Origin of the sequence: Pseudomonas sp. Sample_14, assembly GCF_004307515.1 — a bacterium.
Lineage (GTDB): Bacteria > Pseudomonadota > Gammaproteobacteria > Pseudomonadales > Pseudomonadaceae > Aquipseudomonas > Aquipseudomonas atacamensis.
This window is the reverse complement of record NZ_RCOC01000005.1, coordinates 112389-132425: the sequence shown is the minus strand read 5'-3', so window position 1 is coordinate 132425 and position 20037 is coordinate 112389. Positions and strand designations below refer to the sequence as shown.

Annotated in this window: 23 protein-coding genes; 12 read left to right on the top strand and 11 right to left on the bottom strand. The window is 60.5% G+C overall.

Going from position 1 to position 20037, the window contains the following annotated elements; all coding sequences use genetic code 11:
* The first annotated feature begins 288 nt into the window (after nucleotides 1-288).
* Nucleotides 289-1683 (top strand): argininosuccinate lyase, encoded by a 1395-nt coding sequence (argH, locus tag D8U61_RS01190; RefSeq protein WP_110599872.1) that lies wholly within the window; start codon nucleotides 289-291, stop codon nucleotides 1681-1683.
* 128 nt (nucleotides 1684-1811) lie between these two features.
* Here the strand turns inward: argH and D8U61_RS01185 are convergent, their stop codons facing one another.
* A complete protein-coding gene (locus D8U61_RS01185; RefSeq protein WP_125925381.1) occupies nucleotides 1812-2471 on the bottom strand; it encodes a glutathione S-transferase in 660 nt (219 codons plus the stop codon).
* A gap of 123 nt (nucleotides 2472-2594) precedes the next feature.
* Here D8U61_RS01185 and D8U61_RS01180 point away from each other — a divergent pair, with 123 nt between their 5' ends.
* The 3 genes from D8U61_RS01180 to D8U61_RS01170 all read left to right on the top strand — a co-directional run bounded on the left by D8U61_RS01180 (nucleotide 2595) and on the right by D8U61_RS01170 (nucleotide 6352).
* Nucleotides 2595-2885 carry a hypothetical protein gene (locus D8U61_RS01180; protein WP_122698690.1) on the top strand — a complete coding sequence of 97 codons (291 nt, stop codon included), beginning with the start codon at nucleotides 2595-2597 and terminating at the stop codon, nucleotides 2883-2885.
* A 196-nt stretch (nucleotides 2886-3081) separates the two neighbouring features.
* On the top strand, nucleotides 3082-3327 hold the full coding sequence (locus D8U61_RS01175; RefSeq protein WP_007951883.1) for a TIGR02647 family protein: 246 nt from the start codon (nucleotides 3082-3084) through the stop codon (nucleotides 3325-3327).
* Nucleotides 3328-3508: 181 nt separating this feature from the next.
* Nucleotides 3509-6352, top strand: a complete 2844-nt coding sequence (locus D8U61_RS01170) for a class I adenylate cyclase (protein WP_130926282.1) — start codon at nucleotides 3509-3511, stop codon at nucleotides 6350-6352.
* 9 nt (nucleotides 6353-6361) lie between these two features.
* Here the strand turns inward: D8U61_RS01170 and rnk are convergent, their stop codons facing one another.
* The 3 genes from rnk to cyaY form a co-directional block, all read right to left on the bottom strand.
* Nucleotides 6362-6781, bottom strand: a complete 420-nt coding sequence (rnk, locus tag D8U61_RS01165) for a nucleoside diphosphate kinase regulator (RefSeq protein ID WP_125925379.1) — start codon at nucleotides 6779-6781, stop codon at nucleotides 6362-6364.
* Nucleotides 6782-7034: 253 nt separating this feature from the next.
* A complete protein-coding gene (locus D8U61_RS01155; protein WP_110599860.1) occupies nucleotides 7035-7256 on the bottom strand; it encodes a DUF1289 domain-containing protein in 222 nt (73 codons plus the stop codon).
* 3 nt (nucleotides 7257-7259) lie between these two features.
* Entirely contained in the window at nucleotides 7260-7592 is a 333-nt protein-coding gene (gene cyaY / locus D8U61_RS01150; RefSeq protein ID WP_041476930.1) for an iron donor protein CyaY, read from the bottom strand.
* 324 nt (nucleotides 7593-7916) lie between these two features.
* Between cyaY and D8U61_RS01145 the strand changes: the two genes are divergently transcribed.
* Genes D8U61_RS01145 through D8U61_RS01120 form a run of 6 tightly spaced genes read left to right on the top strand, consistent with a single transcriptional unit; the run spans nucleotide 7917 to nucleotide 12523 of the window.
* Nucleotides 7917-8087 (top strand): lipoprotein, encoded by a 171-nt coding sequence (locus D8U61_RS01145; protein WP_016772589.1) that lies wholly within the window; start codon nucleotides 7917-7919, stop codon nucleotides 8085-8087.
* Nucleotides 8088-8096: 9 nt separating this feature from the next.
* On the top strand, nucleotides 8097-9344 hold the full coding sequence (gene lysA / locus D8U61_RS01140) for a diaminopimelate decarboxylase (RefSeq protein WP_130889073.1): 1248 nt from the start codon (nucleotides 8097-8099) through the stop codon (nucleotides 9342-9344).
* 3 nt (nucleotides 9345-9347) lie between these two features.
* Nucleotides 9348-10178: a diaminopimelate epimerase gene (gene dapF / locus D8U61_RS01135; protein ID WP_016772587.1), complete on the top strand. Its 831-nt coding sequence runs from the start codon at nucleotides 9348-9350 to the stop codon at nucleotides 10176-10178.
* Between the two features lie 13 nt (nucleotides 10179-10191).
* Nucleotides 10192-10917 (top strand): DUF484 family protein, encoded by a 726-nt coding sequence (locus D8U61_RS01130; RefSeq protein ID WP_024014772.1) that lies wholly within the window; start codon nucleotides 10192-10194, stop codon nucleotides 10915-10917.
* A gap of 2 nt (nucleotides 10918-10919) precedes the next feature.
* Nucleotides 10920-11819, top strand: coding sequence for a tyrosine recombinase XerC (gene xerC / locus D8U61_RS01125; RefSeq protein ID WP_024014773.1), 900 nt, complete (start codon nucleotides 10920-10922; stop codon nucleotides 11817-11819).
* On the top strand, nucleotides 11816-12523 hold the full coding sequence (locus D8U61_RS01120) for an HAD family hydrolase (protein ID WP_122698695.1): 708 nt from the start codon (nucleotides 11816-11818) through the stop codon (nucleotides 12521-12523). The genes xerC and D8U61_RS01120 overlap by 4 nt, the downstream gene beginning before the upstream one ends.
* Nucleotides 12524-12712: 189 nt before the next feature.
* Here D8U61_RS01120 and sutA read toward each other — a convergent pair whose 3' ends face one another.
* The 4 genes from sutA to glnK form a co-directional block, all read right to left on the bottom strand.
* Nucleotides 12713-13039, bottom strand: a complete 327-nt coding sequence (gene sutA / locus D8U61_RS01110) for a transcriptional regulator SutA (protein WP_016772583.1) — start codon at nucleotides 13037-13039, stop codon at nucleotides 12713-12715.
* A 101-nt stretch (nucleotides 13040-13140) separates the two neighbouring features.
* Nucleotides 13141-13566 (bottom strand): secondary thiamine-phosphate synthase enzyme YjbQ, encoded by a 426-nt coding sequence (locus D8U61_RS01105; RefSeq protein WP_024014775.1) that lies wholly within the window; start codon nucleotides 13564-13566, stop codon nucleotides 13141-13143.
* 215 nt (nucleotides 13567-13781) lie between these two features.
* Nucleotides 13782-15119, bottom strand: coding sequence for an ammonium transporter (locus tag D8U61_RS01100; RefSeq protein ID WP_041476939.1), 1338 nt, complete (start codon nucleotides 15117-15119; stop codon nucleotides 13782-13784).
* 37 nt (nucleotides 15120-15156) lie between these two features.
* Nucleotides 15157-15495, bottom strand: coding sequence for a P-II family nitrogen regulator (glnK, locus tag D8U61_RS01095; protein WP_002555808.1), 339 nt, complete (start codon nucleotides 15493-15495; stop codon nucleotides 15157-15159).
* A 394-nt stretch (nucleotides 15496-15889) separates the two neighbouring features.
* On the opposite strand from glnK, the gene D8U61_RS01090 reads away from it, so the two are divergent.
* On the top strand, nucleotides 15890-16150 hold the full coding sequence (locus D8U61_RS01090) for an accessory factor UbiK family protein (protein ID WP_016772581.1): 261 nt from the start codon (nucleotides 15890-15892) through the stop codon (nucleotides 16148-16150).
* Nucleotides 16151-16263: 113 nt separating this feature from the next.
* Here the strand turns inward: D8U61_RS01090 and D8U61_RS01085 are convergent, their stop codons facing one another.
* Nucleotides 16264-16569 carry a HigA family addiction module antitoxin gene (locus D8U61_RS01085; RefSeq protein WP_039757791.1) on the bottom strand — a complete coding sequence of 102 codons (306 nt, stop codon included), beginning with the start codon at nucleotides 16567-16569 and terminating at the stop codon, nucleotides 16264-16266.
* Between the two features lie 7 nt (nucleotides 16570-16576).
* Nucleotides 16577-16855, bottom strand: a complete 279-nt coding sequence (locus tag D8U61_RS01080) for a type II toxin-antitoxin system RelE/ParE family toxin (RefSeq protein ID WP_082228595.1) — start codon at nucleotides 16853-16855, stop codon at nucleotides 16577-16579.
* 325 nt (nucleotides 16856-17180) lie between these two features.
* Here D8U61_RS01080 and D8U61_RS01075 point away from each other — a divergent pair, with 325 nt between their 5' ends.
* Nucleotides 17181-18674, top strand: a complete 1494-nt coding sequence (locus D8U61_RS01075) for a YifB family Mg chelatase-like AAA ATPase (protein WP_071172128.1) — start codon at nucleotides 17181-17183, stop codon at nucleotides 18672-18674.
* On the opposite strand, the gene D8U61_RS01070 is transcribed toward D8U61_RS01075, so the two are convergent.
* Entirely contained in the window at nucleotides 18671-19885 is a 1215-nt protein-coding gene (locus D8U61_RS01070; protein WP_130926280.1) for an aldose 1-epimerase family protein, read from the bottom strand. The two genes, D8U61_RS01075 and D8U61_RS01070, sit on opposite strands and share 4 nt — an antisense overlap.
* Nucleotides 19886-20037: the final 152 nt, after the last annotated feature.

The window sequence follows — 20037 nt, the reverse complement described above, 5'->3', positions numbered from 1 at the left end:
GGTGGGTGACCGTTGTACAACTCACCCGCCCCCTCTTCTTATAGCCAGTGGCCGGACCTTTGCATGATCCGCATTCGCACCGACCCTTATGTCCACTGTAGACGTTCGTCGGAACGATATTGCTCAATCAAAAAATATCCTTTTGTAAATTCCTTGCAGACCGCGCCGGACACGCCTGACACATCCGCGAAAAAACGTATCGACCGGTGTCAGCGACAGGATTGGCAACCCTGTTATTATCCGCGCCAGCGTTTCACGCCATTTCTTCAAGCCGATACGAGCGAATTCATGAGCACTGACAAGACCAATCAGTCCTGGGGCGGCCGCTTCAGTGAACCCGTCGACGCCTTCGTCGCCCGCTTCACCGCCTCCGTCACTTTCGACCAGCGCCTGTATCGCCACGACATCATGGGCTCGATCGCCCACGCCACCATGCTGGCCAAGGTCGGCGTGCTGACCGATGCCGAGCGCGACAGCATCATCGATGGCCTGAAGACCATTCAGGGCGAAATCGAGGCCGGCCAGTTCGACTGGCGCGTCGACCTCGAAGACGTGCACATGAACATCGAAGCACGCCTGACCGACCGCATCGGCGTCACCGGTAAAAAGCTCCACACCGGGCGCAGCCGCAACGACCAGGTCGCCACCGATATCCGCCTGTGGCTGCGCGATGAAATCGACCTGATCCTCGCCGAGATCACCCGCCTGCAAAAAGGCCTGCTGGAGCAGGCCGAGCGTGAGGCCGCGAGCATCATGCCGGGCTTCACCCACTTGCAGACCGCGCAGCCTGTGACCTTCGGGCACCACATGCTGGCCTGGTTCGAAATGCTCAGCCGCGACTACGAGCGTCTGGTCGACTGCCGCAAGCGCACCAACCGCATGCCGCTGGGCAGCGCCGCGCTGGCCGGCACGACCTACCCGATCGACCGCGAATACACCGCGCAACTGCTGGGCTTCGACGCCGTCGGCGGCAACTCGCTGGACAACGTTTCCGATCGCGACTTCGCCATCGAATTCTGCTCGGCCGCGAGCATCGCGATGATGCACCTGTCGCGTTTCTCCGAAGAGCTGGTGCTGTGGACCAGCGCGCAGTTCCAGTTCATCGATCTGCCGGACCGTTTCTGCACCGGCAGCTCGATCATGCCGCAAAAGAAAAACCCCGATGTGCCCGAACTGGTGCGCGGCAAGACCGGCCGTGTGTTCGGCGCGCTGATGGGCCTGCTGACCCTGATGAAAGGCCAGCCACTGGCCTACAACAAGGACAATCAGGAAGACAAGGAGCCGCTGTTCGACGCCGCCGACACCCTGCGCGATTCGCTGCGCGCGTTTGCCGACATGATCCCGGCGATCAAGCCGAAACACGCGATCATGCGTGAAGCGGCACTGCGCGGTTTCTCCACCGCGACTGACCTGGCGGATTACCTGGTGCGCCGTGGCCTGCCGTTCCGCGACTGCCATGAAATCGTGGGCCACGCAGTGAAATACGGCGTCGACAGCGGTAAGGATCTGGCCGAGATGAGCCTGGAAGAACTGCGTCAGTTCAGCGATCAGATCGAGCAGGACGTGTTTGCCGTGCTGACCCTGGAAGGCTCGGTGAATGCCCGCGACCATATCGGCGGGACTGCACCGGCGCAGGTCAAGGCTGCGGTGGCGCGCGGCCAGGCCCTAATCGCCAGCCGCTAAAAGCCAAGAGCTTCGCGAGCAGGCTCGCTCCCACAGGGATTCTGGATGTTCACAAAATTTGTGTTCACCACCGGCTCAATGTGGGAGCGAGCCTGCTCGCGAAGGCTTCCTTCAGAGCGCTACAAAATTCACTTCTTTGCAGCAATCATCGCTAAAAATGCCGGCATCGCCGCGTCCTTGTCCGCCGCGATCTTCTGCACATGCGGATTTTGCTCAAGCCGCTCCAGCAGCGATTTCGCCTGCGGCATCTCGGCCAGCAGATCAATCCCGAACAGCTTCTGCCCGACCGCACAGGCCAGCGGCACGCTGTAGAGGAAATACAAATCGGCAATGCTCAGGCTGTCACCCGCCACATAAGGGGCGAACTGGCCGTGGCGGCCGAGTGCCGCGAAGCCCAGCAGCAGTTCCGTCCGGGTCTTCTCCTTGATCGCCTCCGGCAATGTCATACCGAAAAACGCCTCGCCATAGCAGGCACGCCCCGGCAACTCGATGTACAACTCGATCTCCTTGGCAATCGCCAATACCTGCGCGCGCTCGAACGGATCGCAGGGCAGGAGCGGCGTGCCCTTTTGTGATTGTTCGAGGTATTCGAGGATGATCGCGGTTTCGTTGATATAACCGGCGTCGACACCCAGCACCGGGACCTTGCCACGCGGACTGATTGCCAGTGACTCCGGGGTTTGCGCCGGGTAGAACGTCACCTCTTCGAAGGGCAGGCCTTTTTCCAGCAGCGCCAGTTTGACCATGTTGTAGTAGTTGCTGACAGCAAATCCGTAGAGCTTGAACATCACAGAGCCTCCAGGCCGTGCGGGGTGGGCAGTGCCTGCTTATAGATCGCCGCGGCGTTTCCCGCCAGCAGCATCACGCCGCTGAATGCGGGTAAACTGGCGCCTTTCCCTGAGGAGCCTGCCATGAGCGAGCCGACAGATATCGTCAACGATGACGACGAAGAAGCATTCACCGAAGCGACGCTGATCGAAGCCATCGAGAACCAGATTGAAAGCGACAACCCGCCGGCGGCCAAGGCGACGTTGAACAAGCTGACTTTGGTCGGCATGGACCGTGAGGAGATCCTCAATCTGATGGCCCACGTGCTGGCTTTTGAAATTGACGCGATGCTCGATGAAGATCGCCCGTTCGACACCCAGTGGTACGAAGCGGCACTGCGCGCTTTGCCAGAGCTGCCACCGGAAAAGCAGTAACCACATTGCTCCTGTGGGAGCGAGCAGGCTCGCTCCCACAAGGTTTGTTACGCATCCATCCAGCCATCTGCTGCCGCCCGACTACACTGGAATTCGCCTCAAGACAAAATCCCCTGATCCGAGCACTGGACATGCTGCACCAGCGGGTTCACCTTAGAGGCGCTGTCGTCCAATTCCTAGAAAGTCTGGAGTCCTTATGTCGCTTACCCCTGAGTTGGTTGCCGAACTGGAAGTCCTTGCACTCTTCAACCTGGACAGTTCCCAGGAAGGTCTGAAAATTCACCAGACCGCTGCCCCGAAACATATCGCTGCCGCCCAGCGCCTCTTTGAAAAAGAACTCACCGACCAGCCCGATGGCGGTTATCTGACCAGCCTCGGTCGCGATGCCGCGCAAAACGTGCAGACCGTACTGACGATTTTGAAAGAACAGCAAACCGCCTGATTTCTCTGACTTTGCCCACGGGAACTCCTGCCACGGGATTTCCGCGGGCCCGCCCGATCGCTGTCGATAAAAAACTGACGTCAAAAAACAAATTCAGCTTAAACGTCCTGCCGCGCAGCGGCTAAACTGCGGCCATTCCGAGACCCTCTACGTCCGAGCCTGCAAGCCGGTTTGAGCTGACATGACCCGCACCCACGAAATCCGCCCCGACCTGGACGAAGGCATCGACCGCAAGGTACTCAGCCAACTGCGCGCACGTTTTCTCAAACTCAATGAAGGCCGCCTCGGCCGCGCTCTCGAAGGCTTGTCGACGCGCCAGCAAAGCGTGTTGACGCTGTTGCCGCTGTTCTTTCACGTCAATCATCCGTTGCTGCCCGGCTATGTCTCGGGCAGTACGCCGGCGGGGCTTTCGAATTATGAGCCGGACGCCAATGCGCTGACTGAGGCGCAGCGCCTGACTCGCTCGTTCTCTTACAGGCCGCGCCATGGCAGTAACCCGCCGCGACCGATCCACGGCCTGTTCCTGATGGGCAGCCTCGGCACGCTGGCCCAGGCCGATCAGAGCGATATGGACGTGTGGGTCTGCCATGGGCCGGACCTGAGCGAAAGCGAGCTCGCCGAGCTGAGCAAGAAGTGCCAATTGCTCGAAGCCTGGGCTGCGAGCCAGGGTGCCGAAGCGCATTTCTTCCTGATCGACCCGGCGCGCTTTGTCAAAGGCGAACGCGATTCCAAGCTCAGTTCGGACAACTGCGGCAGCACCCAGCACTATCTGCTGCTCGACGAGTTTTATCGCACGGCGATCTGGCTGGCCGGGCGCACGCCGATCTGGTGGTTGGTGCCGGTCTATGAAGAAACGGCCTACGACGCTTACACCCACACCCTGCTGTCCAAACGCTTTATTCGCGCCGACGAAACCCTCGATCTCGGGCCGATGGCAACCATTCCGCCCGGAGAATTCATCGGCGCCGGGTTGTGGCAGTTGTTCAAAGGCATCGAGTCGCCCTACAAGTCAGTGCTCAAACTGCTGCTGACCGAGGTGTACGCCAGCGAACACCCGCACGTGCAGTGCCTGAGCCTGCGCTTCAAGAAAGCCGTATTCGCCAATCAGCTCGATCTCGATGAGCTTGACCCGTACATGGTGGTGTACCGGCGTATCGAGGAATACCTGATCGCCCGCAACGAACCGGAACGTCTTGAGCTGGTGCGCCGCGCGCTGTATCTGAAGGTCAACCGCAAGCTCACCGGCAACAGCCGCAGCCAGGGCTGGCAACGCACACTGCTCGAACGCCTGGCTGGCGAGTGGCACTGGGATCAACGGCAACTGGCGCTGCTCGACAGCCGCAGTCAGTGGAAAGTCCGCCAGGTCAGCGCCGAGCGCCGCGCGCTGGTCAATGAACTCAATTACAGCTATCGCTTCCTGACACAGTTCGCCCGCAGCGAACAGACTGTCAGCCTGATCAACAAGCGCGACCTCAATGTCCTCGGCAGGCGCCTGTATGCGGCGTTCGAGCGCAAGGCTGACAAGGTCGAGTTCATCAACCCCGGCATCGCCCCGGACTTGGCCGAAGACACCCTGACCCTGGTGCAGTCGCCGAACAAAAAGGAGCCGGGCCAGACCCAGTGGGGCCTGTACAACGGCAGCCTGACGGCGCTGGAGTGGGAACACTTCGCGCCGATCAAGCGCAGTCGCGAGCTGCTTGAACTGCTGACCTGGTGCCACCGCAACGGCGTGATCGACAGCAGCACACGTCTGGCCCTGCATCCGGGCACCAGCGACTTGAGCGAGTTCGAGCTGTTCAACCTGCTCGGCAGCCTGCAGCAGTGCATCGCCCTACCCTTGTCCACCGTCGCCGAAGAGCCCTTGCTGCGTGCCGCTGTGCCCAGCGAAGTGCTGCTGCTGATCAACGTCGGCGTCGACCCGCTCAAGCATCACCGTGATCTGAACATCCTGATGACCACCGAACGCACCGACTCGCTGAGCTATGCCGGCGTGCGCGAAAACCTGGTGCTGACCCTCGATCAAGTCACGCTCAACAGCTGGAACGAAGTGCTGGTCAATCGTTTCGACGGCCCGCATGCGCTGCTCGACTGCCTGCGCGATTACCTCAACAACCTGCCGCGCGGCCCGATGCAGCCATCGCTGAAGGTGCGCTGTTTCTGCCACAACCGCGCGCAATTCATTGCCCGCCGCGTCGAGGAAATCGTCGACACCGCGCAGACCCTGTTGCTCAGCGAGTTGAATCACCGCTACCTGATTCAGGTGCAGCAGCACTATCACGTGCTGGAGCTGGTGCCAGGTCAGGTCAACCATGTCGCCCTCGCCACTCTGCCGGCACTGCTCGATTATCTGGGCGAAGAACAACCGCGCTACAGCCCGCTGCACCTCGACCCGATGGCACTGGAAGATCACGACCTGGCACTGATCCTGCCGATGGGTCAGCCGGAGTGCATTCAGGTGTTTTATCGCATCAGCGAGCAACAGGCCGAGCTGTACGTGCTGGATGAATTCAATGCGCTGTGGCAGCAGCAACTGCCGTACCACGACGAGCAGAGTCTGCTGGTACCGCTGCAGCGTTTTCTGCAATCGATCCAGTACCGCCGTGAAGCGCAATTGCCGATGGACGGTGGCCCTGCAGGCAGCCCCGAGACTTTGTATTACCAGCTGTTGCCGTCAGGCCCGGGGCGCTCGCGCAGAGTCGAAACCCGGCCGGCACCGCAGACTCCGGTGAACAAACCGTTCTATGACGTACAGGCGATCATCGGTAAAGCCGCGCCCGGCGAAGTGCAGGTCACCCTGTATTGCAATCAGCGCGAATTCAGCGAGCTGGAGCATGGCGACCAGTTGTTCAGCGTGGTCGCCCGGGAGATCGTCGAGCAGCGCCGCGAGACCGAACGCTATCGCTGCTACATCACCGACCTCGACCTCTCGGGGCTGCTCGGTGACGGGCACAGCTCAAGCAATCTGTATCTGCGCTACAAGGCGGACCTGGAGCGCTCGTTGAATGAAGCGCTCGAACAGGTTTGAAGCGGGGAGTTATTCGGGGAAGGCGCCGCCGTTGACCGGTTGCGATTCCACTTCCAGCAAGGTCAGTTTCAGCGACTTGCCGCCCGGCGCCGGCCAATCGATGTGCTGACCGACCTTCAGACCCAGCAGCGCACTGCCGACCGGCGCCAGAATCGAAATCTTGCCGTTGTCGGCGTTGGCGTCCTTGGGATAGACCAGCGTCAGGTGGTAATCCTTGCCACTGCCTTCTTCGCGGCAATGCACACGGGAATTCATGGTCACGACATCGGCGGGCACTTCATCGTGGCCGACCACGGTATCGGCGCGGTCCAGCTCGGTTTGCAGCGCAATCACGCCCGGCGCTGCCTGGTCTTTATCGATCAGGTTGTCGATCAGGCGCTGCAGACGTTGCACGTCCAGACGGGTAAGGGTGATGGAAGGTGCGGTCATGATCCAGGCAGACTCCTTTCTTCTGCACAAAAAAAGCAAAACCCCGCCAAAAAAGACGGGGTTTTCACCGTGCCTCGGTGGTTTGAGGCGTGCGCGGACACTATCACAGCTCAAAAAATATACAAGTCACCCACCTTTTGCCTGGGTGAAACCCTTGTGGCGAGGGGATTTATCCCCGTTCGGCTGCGCAGCAGCCGTATAGATTCTGGGGCCGCTACGCGACCCAACGGGGATAAATCCCCTCGCCACAATATCAACAGGCTTGGGATTTTCGTGCGGCAGCCTGCTGGCAAATTACCCGGCGCCGTTGATCATCGGCCGAGCGCCATTCGCGAATGTCTTCAACGTGGCGCGCGCAGCCGAGGCAGACTTTCTGTTCGTCCAATCGACATACTCCCGTGCACGGCGAAGGCACCGCCGGGCTGACGTTGCTGTAGAGCGGTTTCGGCGGGCGAACAGGGGCGGCATCCGTCACGAATCACAGACCTTCGAAATCGAATTCGGCGCCAGCCTGCTGCTTGACGAGGCGCTGAAGCATTTCGCCCAATTGCTCTTCGCTCTTGTCGCACATCCAGCGCTCGCTTTCTTCGTCATAGTCGAAGTGGAAACCACCGGACACGGCCGCCAGCCACAGCTGACGCAATGGCTCCTGGCGGCTGAAGATCAGCTGCGAGCCGTTTTCGAACTTGACGGTCAAGACACCTGCCGAGCTTTCCAGATCGATGTCCAGATCGCTTTCGTCAAATATGTCTTCCAGTTTTTCCTGGGTTTCATCGACCAGATCGTGGAAACGGGCTTCGGACAAACTCATTGCGGCAACCTCAAAAATGTCTGATCAGGCTCAAGCGCCGAAAGATACGGACGCTGCCGGCCGATTGCAAAGATTAACGACCAAGCACCAGTTTCCATCCAACATCGCACTCTGTGGGAGCGAGCTTGCTCGCGAAAGCGGTGTGTCAGGCAACAAACATATCGAATGTGACGACCTCTTCGCGAGCAAGCTCGCTCCCACAGGTATTGCAGGTATCCATCCGGTATCCAGCAAGCCCCGCCGGACGGGAACCCCCTCGCATAGGCAAGCTGCCGGGTGGCCGGTATACTCCGGCGCAATTAACGCATTTTCAAGGATTTCGCCATGAAGCGCCTGATCTCTTCCCTTGCTGCGCTCGTCGCGGTTGCCTGCCTGGTTTCGGCCTGTGGTCAAAAAGGCCCGTTGTACCTGCCCGATGACGACCAGGACCCGGCCGAACAAGCCCAGTCTTCGCAGAAGCAGCCATCCAAGGCTCACAAGCACGACGTTTACTAAGGGATCGCCATGGACGCTTTTAACTACCGTGGCGGGGAGCTGTTCGCGGAAGGTGTGCCGCTGTCCGCCATCGCCGACCGCTTCGGCACGCCCACCTATGTCTACTCGCGCGCCCACATCGAAGCGCAGTATCTGGCCTACGCCGATGCGCTGGCCGGCATGCCGCATCTGGTCTGCTTCGCAGTCAAAGCCAACTCCAACCTCGGTGTACTGAATGTCCTGGCCCGTCTCGGCGCCGGTTTCGACATCGTTTCCCGTGGCGAGCTGGAACGTGTACTGGCCGCTGGTGGCAGCGCCGACAAGATCGTTTTCTCCGGCGTCGGCAAGACCCGTGACGACATGCGCCGCGCCCTCGAAGTCGGCGTGCACTGCTTCAACGTCGAATCCACCGACGAGCTCGAGCGCCTGCAAGTGGTCGCCGCCGAGCTGGGTGTTCGCGCCCCGGTTTCGCTGCGCGTGAACCCGGACGTCGATGCCGGCACCCATCCGTACATTTCCACCGGTCTGAAAGAGAACAAGTTCGGCATCGCCATTGCCGATGCCGAAGACGTGTACGTGCGCGCCGCGCATCTGCCGAACCTGGAAGTGGTCGGTGTCGACTGCCACATCGGTTCGCAACTGACCACCCTGCCGCCGTTCATCGATGCACTGGATCGCTTGCTCGATCTGGTCGACCGCTTGGGCGATTGCGGCATTCACCTGCGCCACATCGATCTTGGTGGTGGCCTGGGCGTGCGTTATCGCGATGAGGAGCCGCCGCTGGCTGCCGACTACATCAAAGCCGTGCGCGAGCGTCTCGACGGGCGTGATCTGGCGCTGGTGTTCGAACCGGGTCGCTTCATCGTTGCCAATGGCGGCGTGCTGCTGACCCAGGTCGAGTACCTCAAGCACACCGAGCACAAGGATTTCGCCATCGTCGACGCGGCGATGAACGACCTGATCCGTCCGGCGCTGTATCAGGCGTGGATGGACGTCACCGCGGTGAAACCGCGCGACAGCGCTGCACGCAAGTACGACATCGTCGGCCCGATCTGCGAAACCGGCGACTTCCTCGCCAAGGACCGCGAGCTGGCGCTGGAAGAGGGCGACTTGCTGGCAGTGCATTCGGCCGGTGCCTACGGTTTCGTCATGAGCTCCAACTACAACACCCGTGGCCGTGCCGCTGAGGTGTTGGTTGATGGTGATCAGGTTTTTGAAGTGCGTCGCCGCGAAACCGTGGCCGAGCTGTTTGCCGGCGAAAGCCTGCTGCCGGAGTAACCCATGCTGCTGCGTTTTACCAAAATGCACGGCCTGGGCAACGACTTCATGGTCCTCGACCTGGTCAGCCAGCACGCGCACATTCAGCCCAAACACGCCAAGCAATGGGGCGACCGCCACACCGGGATCGGTTTCGACCAGTTGCTGATCGTCGAAGCGCCGAGCAACCCGGATGTGGATTTCCGCTACCGGATCTTCAACTCCGACGGTTCGGAAGTGGAGCAGTGCGGCAACGGTGCGCGCTGCTTCGCCCGCTTCGTGCTCGACAAGCGTCTGACCGCCAAACGGCAGATCCGCGTCGAGACCAAGGGCGGCATCATCGAACTGGACGTGCGTAACGACGGCCAGATCGGCGTGAACATGGGCGCGCCGCGGCTGGTGCCGGCGGACATTCCATTCCAGGCGCCAGCGCAGGCCAGCAGCTATTCGCTGGACGTCGATGGCACCACGGTCGAACTGGCCGCCGTGTCGATGGGCAATCCCCATGCGGTCATTCGCGTGGACGACATCAACAGCGCACCGGTGCATGAACTGGGGCCGAAGATCGAGCACCATCCGCGCTTTCCGGCGCGGGTCAATGTCGGCTTCCTTCAGGTCATCGACCGCCATCGCGCGCAACTGCGTGTTTGGGAACGCGGCGCCGGGGAAACCCAGGCCTGCGGCACCGGCGCCTGTGCGGCGGCGGTGGCAGCCATCAGTCAGGGGTGGATGGATTCGCCGCTGTTGATCGACCTGCCCGGCGGGCGTCTGTCCATCGAGTGGGCCGGCCCGGGCGAACCGGTGTTGATGACCGGTCCGGCAGTGCGTGTATACGAAGGACAAGTGCGTCTTTGAGCGAGCAGAAATCATGACCGACAAGCCACAGGTACCCGCCCGACCAGTCGACGAATCAGCGTCAGAGAGCCTTGAGGCGGCCGCGGTTGCCGCCTACCTGGAGGCTCATCCGGACTTCTTCGTCGAGCACGAAGAGCTGCTGCCGTCGCTGCGCATTCCGCACCGACGTGGCGACACCGTGTCGCTGGTCGAGCGGCAGATGACCATCCTGCGCGACCGCAATATCGAGATGCGCCATCGCCTTTCGCATCTGATGGACGTGGCCCGCGACAACGATCGCCTGTTTGAAAAAACCCGCCGCCTGATCCTAGCGCTGATGGATGCATCGACCCTGGAAGACGTGGTCATCAGCGTTGAAGACAGCCTGCGTCAGGATTTCCAGGTGCCCTTCGTCAGCCTGATCCTGCTCGGCGACAACCCGGCCCCGGTCGGCCGCTGGGTAACCCACGCCGATGCGCAAACCGCGATTGGCGGCCTGCTCACCGAAGGCAAAAGCGTCAGCGGCAGCCTGCGTGAACATGAGCTGGACTTCCTCTTCGGCGAAGAACAGCGCCAGCAGATCGGCTCGACCGCCGTGGTTGCCGTCAGCCATCAGGGCATTCACGGCATCCTGGCCATCGCCAGCCGTGACCCGCAGCATTACAAGAGTTCGGTCGGCACCCTGTTCCTGAGCTACATCGCCGAGGTCATGGGCCGCGTGCTGCCACGGGTCAACAGCTCGCTGCGCTCGGTACGCTGACCATGGAACGACAACTGGACGCTTACTGCGAACATCTGCGCAGTGAGCGACAGGTGTCGCCGCACACCCTGTCGGCTTATCGCCGCGACCTCGATAAAGTCCTCGGCTGGTGCATCAAGCAGAACATCGGCAGTTGGGCCGCGCTGGACATCCAGCGTCTGCGCAGCCTGATCGCCCGGTTGCATGCGCAAGGCCAGTCCTCGCGCAGCCTCGCCCGCCTGCTCTCAGCGGTGCGCGGGCTCTATCACTACTTGAACCGCGAAGGTCTGTGCGACCACGACCCGGCCACCGGCCTGGCCCCGCCGAAAGGCGAACGGCGCCTGCCGAAAACCCTTGATACCGACCGCGCATTGCAGCTGCTTGAAGGTGCGGTCGAGGACGATTTTCTCGCCCGGCGCGATCAGGCGATTCTCGAGCTGTTCTATTCCTCTGGCCTGCGCCTGTCCGAGCTGACCGGGCTCAATCTCGATCAACTCGACCTCGCCGACGGCATGGTTCAGGTGCTCGGCAAGGGCAGCAAGACCCGGCTGTTGCCGGTTGGCACCAAGGCCCGCGAAGCCTTGGAACACTGGTTGCCGCTTAGAGCCATGACCAACCCGGCGGACGATGCGGTTTTTGTCAGCCAGCAAGGTCGGCGTCTCGGCCCCCGGGCGATTCAGGTGCGGGTCAAACTGGCTGGCGAGCGCGAGCTGGGGCAGAACCTGCATCCGCACATGCTGCGGCACTCGTTCGCCAGCCATTTGCTCGAGTCTTCACAGGATCTGCGCGCGGTGCAGGAATTGCTCGGTCACTCTGATATCAAAACCACGCAGATCTATACCCACCTCGACTTCCAGCATCTGGCGGCGGTCTACGACAGCGCCCATCCCCGGGCCAAACGCATGAAAGGCGATGATTCATGAGCATTCAGTTGATCACCTTCGACCTCGACGACACTCTGTGGGACACCGCGCCGGTGATCGCCAGCGCCGAAACCGTGTTGCGCGAATGGCTGAGCGAGCATGCGTCGAACCTGGGCGCGGTGCCGGTGGAGCATTTGTGGTCGATTCGCGAGCGAGTGCTGGCGGGCGAACCGGGCCTCAAACACCGCATCAGCGCGCTGCGCCGACGTGTGCTGTTCCATGCGCTGGAAGAAGCCGGGTATGCCCACGGCGAAGCGTCGGAGCTGGCTGACAAGGCTTTTGAAGTGTTCCTGCATGCGCGGCATCAGATCGAAGTGTTCCCGGAAGTCGAGCCGCTGCTGGAGCTGCTCGCCAATCACTATGCCCTCGGCGTGGTCACCAATGGCAATGCCGACGTGCGTCGGCTGGGGCTGGCGGATTACTTCAAGTTCGCCTTGTGCGCCGAAGACATCGGCATCGCCAAACCGGATGCGCGGCTGTTTCATGAAGCGTTGCAGCGCGGCGGTGTAAGCCCCGCAGCGGCGGTGCATGTCGGCGATCATCCTGGCGATGACATTGCCGGCGCTCAGCAGGCAGGCTTGCGCGCGGTGTGGTTCAACCCGACGGGCAAGGTCTGGGAAGCGGAGCGCTTGCCGGATGCGGAAATTCGCAGCCTCACTGAACTGCCAGCCGTCCTCTCCCGCTGGAATGCTTCCTCGAACTGATCTACAGCCCTGTGGGAGCGAGCCTGCTCGCGAATGCGGTGTGTCATCCAACATGTATGTCGGCTGACATGCCCTCTTCGCGAGCAGGCTCGCTCCCACAGGGGACTGCATTTGTTTTCAACGGATTTATTTCAGGCATGAAAAAGCCCGCAGCGACGGCGGGCTTTTTCAGCAAGCGAGCGACGCGCCTCAGATAGGGCGGCTGCCGTACTTGTTATCCGGCTTCTTGGGCGGATCGGCGACCACGTTGGCCTCCACTTCCTGCACCTTGCCGCCGCGCGCAAGGAATTCTTCCATGGCCTTGGCCAGGGCGTCACGCTCCTTGTTCTTGGCTTCGATGCTCGGCAACTCGTCGACCGATACCGCAGCCTTGGCTTTGCCTTTGGCAGCCGGGGCCGGCGTGTCGTCACCGCCATCATCTTCGGCAACGTCTTCCGCTGCCGCTTCCAGGCCTTCCTCGGCCTCGTCTTCGTCGCCTACTTCGAGGTCGTCGTTTTCCAGATCATCGTCGCTCATGTTCTACCTCATGACTTGCCAAAAGCAGATTAGTTATAGACCAGCTTTGGCGACTGTCGAAGCCGCCGTTGAAAAATCTTCTGCCGCTGCCCGGCAGCGGCTCATGCCTGTTCACCGTGCAAGGTGGCGAGGACTTTACGGGCACCGCCATGATCACGGTGCTCGCCCAGATAAATCCCTTGCCAGGTACCCAGGGCCAGCCGTCCAGCCGCAACCGGCAGACTGATCTGGCAACCCAGCACGCTGGCCTTGAAGTGCGCCGGGAGATCATCCGGGCCTTCGTCGTTGTGCTCGTAGCCGTCTGTTCCTTGTGGGATCAGACGATTGAAAAATCGTTCGAAGTCGCGACGAACTGCCGGATCGGCGTTCTCGTTGATGGTCAACGACGCCGACGTGTGCTGCAGCCACAAATGCAACAGACCGACCCGACAGGTCTTGAGTTCAGGCAAGCCTGCGAGCAACTCGTCCGTCACCAGATGAAAGCCCCGGGGCCTTGCCCGCAGGGTTATCAGAGTCTGTTGCCACATACAGTTCTCCGCTCGTTCGGGGCGCATTCTAGCGTGCTCTGAAAAAAAACAAAGGCCCTAATATTCCTGCTGCGATGTAAGCGATTGCCCGCAGAAAAAGCCTCGTCGTAAAGACGACCAAAGCCGTAAGAAAAATCCTTTCAGCCGCTCCCTGAATGACAAATCCCGGACAAAAAAATGCCCGGCGAACCGGGCAATTTTTTTATCGCGCGTACTTACAGGTTGTAGCCGCGTTCGTTGTGTTGTGCCAGATCGAGGCCGACCGACTCTTCTTCCTCGGTTACGCGCAGACCCATGACGGCGTCCAGCACCTTGAGGATGATGAAGGTGACGATCGCGGTGTAGATCACCGTGAAGCCGACGCCTTTGATCTGAATCCAGACCTGCGCGCCAATGTCAGTCACGGTGCCGAAGCCGCCCAGTGCCGGTGCGGCAAACACACCGGTGAGGATCGCGCCGAGGATACCGCCGATACCGTGCACGCCGAAGGCATCCAGGGAGTCGTCATAGCCGAGTTTGCGTTTCAGGGTGGTGGCGCAGAAGAAGCACACCACGCCTGCGGCCAGACCGATCACCAGTGCACCCATCGGGCCCACGGTGCCAGCGGCCGGAGTGATCGCGACCAGACCGGCGACCACACCCGAAGCGATGCCCAGTGCGCTTGGCTTGCCGTGGGTGACCCACTCGGCAAACATCCAGCCCAGTGCCGCAGCGGCAGTGGCGATCTGGGTAACCAGCATGGCCATACCGGCAGTGCCGTTGGCAGCAGCAGCGGAACCGGCGTTGAAGCCGAACCAGCCGACCCACAGCATCGCCGCGCCCATCAGGGTGTAGCCGAGATTATGCGGAGCCATTGGTGTGGTCGGGAAGCCTTTGCGCTTGCCCAGTACCAGGCACGCGACCAGACCGGCGATACCGGCGTTGATGTGCACCACGGTGCCGCCAGCGAAGTCGAGCACGCCCCAGTCCCACATCAGGCCGCCGTTACCGGACCAGACCATGTGCGCGATCGGTGCATAAACCAGAGTGAACCAGATACCCATGAAGATCAGCATCGCGGAGAATTTCATGCGCTCGGCGAACGCACCGACGATCAGCGCCGGGGTGATGATCGCGAAGGTCATCTGGAAGGTGATGAACACCGCCTCAGGGAACAGCGCCGCCGGGCCGGTGATGCTCGAAGGCGTGACACCGGCGAGGAACGCCTTGCCCATGCCGCCGAAGAACGAATTGAAGTTGACGACGCCCTGCTCCATGCCGGTGGTGTCGAAGGCAATGCTGTAGCCATAAATGACCCACAGGATGCTGATCAGACCGGTAATGGCGAAGCACTGCATCAGCACGGAAAGAATGTTTTTCGAGCGAACCATACCGCCGTAGAACAGCGCCAGGCCGGGAATGGTCATGAACAGCACGAGCGCTGTCGAGGTGAGCATCCAGGCGGTGTCGCCGGAATTGAGGACTGGCGCTGCCACTTCGTCTGCCGCCATGGCGATGCCGGGCATTACGATGGACAACAGGGCGCCTAGCCCTGCGAATTTACGCAGAGTCATATTGTTTTCTCCTGGGGCGTTGGGTTTGTGGCGGCGCTTAGATCGCGTCGGTATCGGTTTCGCCGGTACGGATGCGGATCGCCTGTTCCAGATTGACCACGAAGATCTTGCCGTCACCGATCTTGCCGGTGTTGGCCGCTTTGGTTATCGCCTCGATAACCCGATCCAGATCCTTGTCGTCGATGGCCACGTCGATTTTCACCTTGGGCAGAAAATCGACCACATATTCCGCGCCGCGATACAGCTCGGTGTGACCCTTCTGCCGGCCGAAGCCTTTGACTTCAGTGACGGTAATGCCCTGCACGCCGATTTCGGACAGCGACTCGCGCACGTCGTCCAACTTGAACGGCTTGATGATGGCAGTGACTAGCTTCATGAAACTCTCTCCCGAATTGGTGGACTTGCCCCAGGAAAACAAACCCGTCTCAAGTCTAAGCGCAGTGCCTGGCTTTGTAACGCATCGTTGACGCCAGCTAACCGCATCAGACGAAACTCCCCGCTTCGTCTGCCGCACTGCATTCGTCACAGCGACTGCATCAGTGCATGGGTCGAGGGTGACTAAGCAGAAACCTTGCCAGCTCGGCAAAAACCCTGCATTTCAATCGCTTGGCCCCCGTTGCACGCGCTCGGGCAGAAAAGCTTTTGCCGATACGCACAACAACGGTGCGCCACCGTCCGTCCCCCTGCGCGAAAAGCGTGCATCCGTGCAACGGGATTGACTATAGACACTGCGTGATACACTGCCGGCCATTGTTTCCAGGACATTCCCCATGCTCGCGCCCAAAGACTTCCTCGACGCCCTGAGCGGCACCGCCTCCCGCCTGTTCAGCGGCGATACCCCGCTGCCGAAAGCCGAAATCGAAAGCCAGTTCAAAATGCTGCTGCAAAGTGCCTTCAGCAAACTCGATCTGGTCAGCCGGGAAGAGTTTGATAGTCAGATGGTGGTGTTGGCTCGCACGCGGGCACGGCTTGAGAGCCTTGAAGCGAAGGTGGCGGAGATGGAGGCGAAACTGAATCCGCCGGCTGAATAGCACCACTACTGACAGTGAAGGTTGGGCACGCTCTTCAGCTTTAAAGGCGTCGAAAAAAAACCTTCAAGCGTTTTCCTTCAAGCAGCCTTCAGCTCCACTGCCTAGATTCACTATCAAGCGCAATGTGCCAGCCGCTCGACCTGATCACGGATTGCAGCTCCTCTTTCAATTTCGGCTTTTCGCAGATCGTAGGTCGATTGGAGGTTCAGCCAAAACTCAGGAGTGGTGTCCAGACAGATTGAAAGTCTTAAAGCCATGTCAGCGCTGATGCCCCGGCGCTGTAGAACGATATCGTTCACCGTCGGAGTAGACACGCTCAATGCTCTCGCCAACGCAGCGGCTGTAAGGCTCAAAGGCTCCAGATACTCCTCTTTGAGGATCTCGCCGGGATGGACCGGACGCATACCATTCTTGGTCATATTCACCTCAGTGATAATCGACGATTTCAACATCCTCGGGCCCATTCAGGCCCCAGACGAAGCAAATTCGCCATTGGGCGTTGATACGAATACTGCATTGCCCCTTCCGATCGCCTCCCAGAGACTCGAGCCGATTTCCGGGAGGAGATCGGAGATCAGCCAACGCAGCTGCCGCATCAAGCATCGTCAGCTTACGTTCCGCGACACTCAATATGGCTGACCAGAAACGGGTTTTACCACTTCGGAACAGGTATTCGGTTTCAGGACATCTGAAGCTAACGATCATAGTTTAAAGCTTAACGTTATGCATTAACGCTGAGTTTATTCGTGAAAATCATTAGCGCAAACGGATGATCTTGCGATTTGGGTGTTCTCTCAGGACTTTCAGAAACGGACTACGCATGCTTGCTGGTTCTTACTGAACCCGTTGCTATCTCCTACACAAACTCTCCCCTATTCCCGTTTGCCATGCCCTGGCGAGTTCCTGGCATTTCTTGCGGCAACATCCTGCGAAATTTTTGCGCTCCACTCATCCCACTAAAATGGCATCGCCCTACTACCCTTCAAAAACCCGCAGGAAGCGGCTCCCCGATTCAGCTCAAGGAACGACCATGTCCCTCTCCATTGTCCACAGTCGCGCCCAGATTGGCGTGGAAGCCCCCGCTGTCACCGTCGAAGTCCATCTGGCCAACGGTCTGCCGTCGCTGACCATGGTCGGCCTGCCCGAGGCGGCGGTGAAGGAGAGCAAGGATCGGGTGCGCAGCGCGATCATCAATTCCGGGCTGCAATTTCCGGCGCGGCGGATCACCTTGAATCTGGCGCCGGCGGATCTGCCCAAGGATGGCGGGCGCTTCGATCTGGCAATTGCCTTGGGGATTTTGTCGGCCAGCGTGCAGGTGCCGTGTCTGACCCTGGATGAGGTGGAATGTCTGGGTGAATTGGCATTGTCCGGTGCCGTGCGACCAGTGCGTGGCGTGCTGCCGGCGGCACTGGCGGCGCGCAAGGCCGGGCGGGCGTTGGTAGTGCCTCGAGCGAATGCGGAAGAGGCGTGCCTGGCTTCGGGGCTGAAAGTGTTCGCAGTCGATCACTTGCTGGAAGCGGTGGCGCATTTCAATGGGCACACGCCGGTCGAGCCTTACGTTTCCGATGGTTTGATGCACGCTGCCAAACCCTATCCCGACCTTAACGAGGTGCAGGGGCAGACAGCCGCCAAACGCGCACTGCTGATTGCCGCAGCGGGGGCGCACAACTTGTTGTTCAGCGGGCCTCCGGGAACCGGCAAGACTCTGCTGGCCAGTCGTCTACCAGGATTATTGCCGCCGCTATCCGAATGCGAGGCACTGGAAGTGGCAGCGATTCAATCGGTCGCCAGCGGGGTGCCTCTGACTCACTGGCCGCAACGCCCCTTCCGCCAACCGCACCATTCCGCTTCCGGGCCGGCATTGGTCGGTGGCAGTTCGAAACCGCAACCCGGCGAAATCACCCTCGCCCATCACGGCGTGCTGTTTCTCGATGAGTTGCCGGAGTTTGATCGCAAGGTTCTGGAAGTGCTGCGCGAGCCGTTGGAGTCCGGGCATATCGTCATCGCCCGGGCCAAGGATCGCGTGCGTTTCCCCGCACGGTTTCAATTGGTGGCAGCGATGAATCCATGTCCGTGTGGATATCTTGGCGAGCCCAGCGGCAAATGCTCGTGCACACCGGACATGGTCCAGCGCTATCGCAACAAGCTGTCAGGGCCGCTGCTGGATCGGATTGATCTGCACCTGACCGTGGCGCGGGAGGCAACCGCATTGAATCCGGCAGCCAAGCCAGGCGAAAACAGCGCCAGCGCTGCGGCGTTGGTGGCGGAAGCGCGGGAGCGCCAGCAGAAACGTCAGGGCTGTGCCAATGCGTTTCTCGATCTGCCGGGGCTCAAGCGTCACTGCAAGTTATCCACAGCCGATGAAAAATGGCTGGAAGCGGCCTGCGAGCGATTGATCCTGTCGCTGCGCTCGGCGCATCGCCTGCTCAAGGTCGCGCGCACGCTGGCGGATCTTGAACAGGCCGATGCGATTACCCGCGAGCATCTGGCCGAGGCACTGCAATACCGACCGGCGACACCTTAATGCTCAGTCAGATCAACCAGCGGTGCCTGACGCACTTCAGTGTCGCGCCCGGCCTGAATTTCAGTCACGCGCTTGAGGGCCTTGTCCACCGCCCCTTTGTCGGCCAGCAGGCTGTAGCTGATCTGGAACTGTTTATGTTCTTTCGGCGCAATGGTCGGCACCAGATTCAACGGCCGCTGATAGCGACGGTTGTAGGAAAAACTGGTTCCCGGCTCCAGCCCGGTGACGTAGCCCTGCCCTTGGGTGTCGGTGTTTTTCCACAGCGAGAACACCGGCAACTGCTGAGTATTGAAGCCAACGGATACGCCGAGGCTACCGGCCTTGTTGTGCAGCACGGTGACGGTGTCACCCTTGGCGTCCGCATACGGCACGACGTTGTAGACAGTTTCGTCGTAGTCCTTGGTTGGCCCGCGATAGGTCTGCCAGTCGGGCAGATCACCCTTGGCCTTGTCGTTGAACGGCGAAACCTGCTTCACCGGCGCTGCGAACTTTGCGCCCTGCTCAAGAAACGGCGTGCTGAAGTTGCTGTGATACAGCGCCTGATATTCCTTCGCATAGTCGCCGTTGTTGGTCAGGGTGTCGTTGAGGGCGAAGCTGGCGCTGCCCGGTTCGGTGACCAGTTCAGTCGCTACCGAGAAATCGACTTTCTTGAATGCCTGCTCTTTCAGCTCGCCACGCAGCGTGATGGCATACGGCGGCTTCTCGTCGATGTGCAAAGTGACGGTGCTGGCCGGGATGTTGGCGGCGCGACCGTGCAAGGTCAGCAATTCGCCGTTGTCCATGCCGGGATGGCCAACCCACTCATAACCGCAACGGGTCACCAGCTCATTGAAGCCTTCGAGCCAACCCAGGCCACCGCGACCGTTGAGTTCGATGAACGCCGGGTTGACGACGTCCTTGACCGGCGAGTCCCAGCCCATCCGCACGTCGCCCACCGAAGCCTGCAACACGTTCATGCCACGGGTCGGCACTACCGAGAGTTTCATCGTGCCGTTATCGATATCGACAATGCTGACGCCCTCCTGACGACCGCCATGCAGGGTACGCAGGGTCACGGAGAACGGTTTGGCGGTTTTTACGCCAAGTTGCTCGCTGGTGATCGTCCAGTTTTTTGCCGGAGTGTTGGCGTCGAGCAGGACATAGTCCCAGGCCATGGCGTGGGAAGCGGCAGAGAACGCGCCGAGGGCGACGAGGAGTTTGAGCGGGGTCATGGCAGCAGCCTTTATTGGAGTTGTGCCATTTTTATAGCGCTGCGGAAACGTTTCAGCAAGTCCAAAGAAGCTGTCGGTGATAGGCGTTCGCGAGCAGGCTCGCTCCCACAGGGATTTCGGGCCTTCACAATATTTGTGAATTACGCCGACTA

Excerpts from the sequence above, each read along its gene's own strand:
- argH (WP_110599872.1), top strand. The coding sequence starts at position 289 with ATGAGCACTGACAAGACCAATCAGTCCTGGGGCGGCCGCTTCAGTGAA.
- D8U61_RS01185 (WP_125925381.1), bottom strand. The coding sequence starts at position 2,471 with ATGTTCAAGCTCTACGGATTTGCTGTCAGCAACTACTACAACATGGTC.
- D8U61_RS01180 (WP_122698690.1), top strand. The coding sequence starts at position 2,595 with ATGAGCGAGCCGACAGATATCGTCAACGATGACGACGAAGAAGCATTC.
- D8U61_RS01175 (WP_007951883.1), top strand. The coding sequence starts at position 3,082 with ATGTCGCTTACCCCTGAGTTGGTTGCCGAACTGGAAGTCCTTGCACTC.
- D8U61_RS01170 (WP_130926282.1), top strand. The coding sequence starts at position 3,509 with ATGACCCGCACCCACGAAATCCGCCCCGACCTGGACGAAGGCATCGAC.
- rnk (WP_125925379.1), bottom strand. The coding sequence starts at position 6,781 with ATGACCGCACCTTCCATCACCCTTACCCGTCTGGACGTGCAACGTCTG.
- cyaY (WP_041476930.1), bottom strand. The coding sequence starts at position 7,592 with ATGAGTTTGTCCGAAGCCCGTTTCCACGATCTGGTCGATGAAACCCAG.
- D8U61_RS01145 (WP_016772589.1), top strand. The coding sequence starts at position 7,917 with ATGAAGCGCCTGATCTCTTCCCTTGCTGCGCTCGTCGCGGTTGCCTGC.
- lysA (WP_130889073.1), top strand. The coding sequence starts at position 8,097 with ATGGACGCTTTTAACTACCGTGGCGGGGAGCTGTTCGCGGAAGGTGTG.
- dapF (WP_016772587.1), top strand. The coding sequence starts at position 9,348 with ATGCTGCTGCGTTTTACCAAAATGCACGGCCTGGGCAACGACTTCATG.
- D8U61_RS01130 (WP_024014772.1), top strand. The coding sequence starts at position 10,192 with ATGACCGACAAGCCACAGGTACCCGCCCGACCAGTCGACGAATCAGCG.
- xerC (WP_024014773.1), top strand. The coding sequence starts at position 10,920 with ATGGAACGACAACTGGACGCTTACTGCGAACATCTGCGCAGTGAGCGA.
- D8U61_RS01120 (WP_122698695.1), top strand. The coding sequence starts at position 11,816 with ATGAGCATTCAGTTGATCACCTTCGACCTCGACGACACTCTGTGGGAC.
- sutA (WP_016772583.1), bottom strand. The coding sequence starts at position 13,039 with ATGAGCGACGATGATCTGGAAAACGACGACCTCGAAGTAGGCGACGAA.
- D8U61_RS01105 (WP_024014775.1), bottom strand. The coding sequence starts at position 13,566 with ATGTGGCAACAGACTCTGATAACCCTGCGGGCAAGGCCCCGGGGCTTT.
- D8U61_RS01100 (WP_041476939.1), bottom strand. The coding sequence starts at position 15,119 with ATGACTCTGCGTAAATTCGCAGGGCTAGGCGCCCTGTTGTCCATCGTA.
- glnK (WP_002555808.1), bottom strand. The coding sequence starts at position 15,495 with ATGAAGCTAGTCACTGCCATCATCAAGCCGTTCAAGTTGGACGACGTG.
- D8U61_RS01090 (WP_016772581.1), top strand. The coding sequence starts at position 15,890 with ATGCTCGCGCCCAAAGACTTCCTCGACGCCCTGAGCGGCACCGCCTCC.
- D8U61_RS01085 (WP_039757791.1), bottom strand. The coding sequence starts at position 16,569 with ATGACCAAGAATGGTATGCGTCCGGTCCATCCCGGCGAGATCCTCAAA.
- D8U61_RS01080 (WP_082228595.1), bottom strand. The coding sequence starts at position 16,855 with ATGATCGTTAGCTTCAGATGTCCTGAAACCGAATACCTGTTCCGAAGT.
- D8U61_RS01075 (WP_071172128.1), top strand. The coding sequence starts at position 17,181 with ATGTCCCTCTCCATTGTCCACAGTCGCGCCCAGATTGGCGTGGAAGCC.
- D8U61_RS01070 (WP_130926280.1), bottom strand. The coding sequence starts at position 19,885 with ATGACCCCGCTCAAACTCCTCGTCGCCCTCGGCGCGTTCTCTGCCGCT.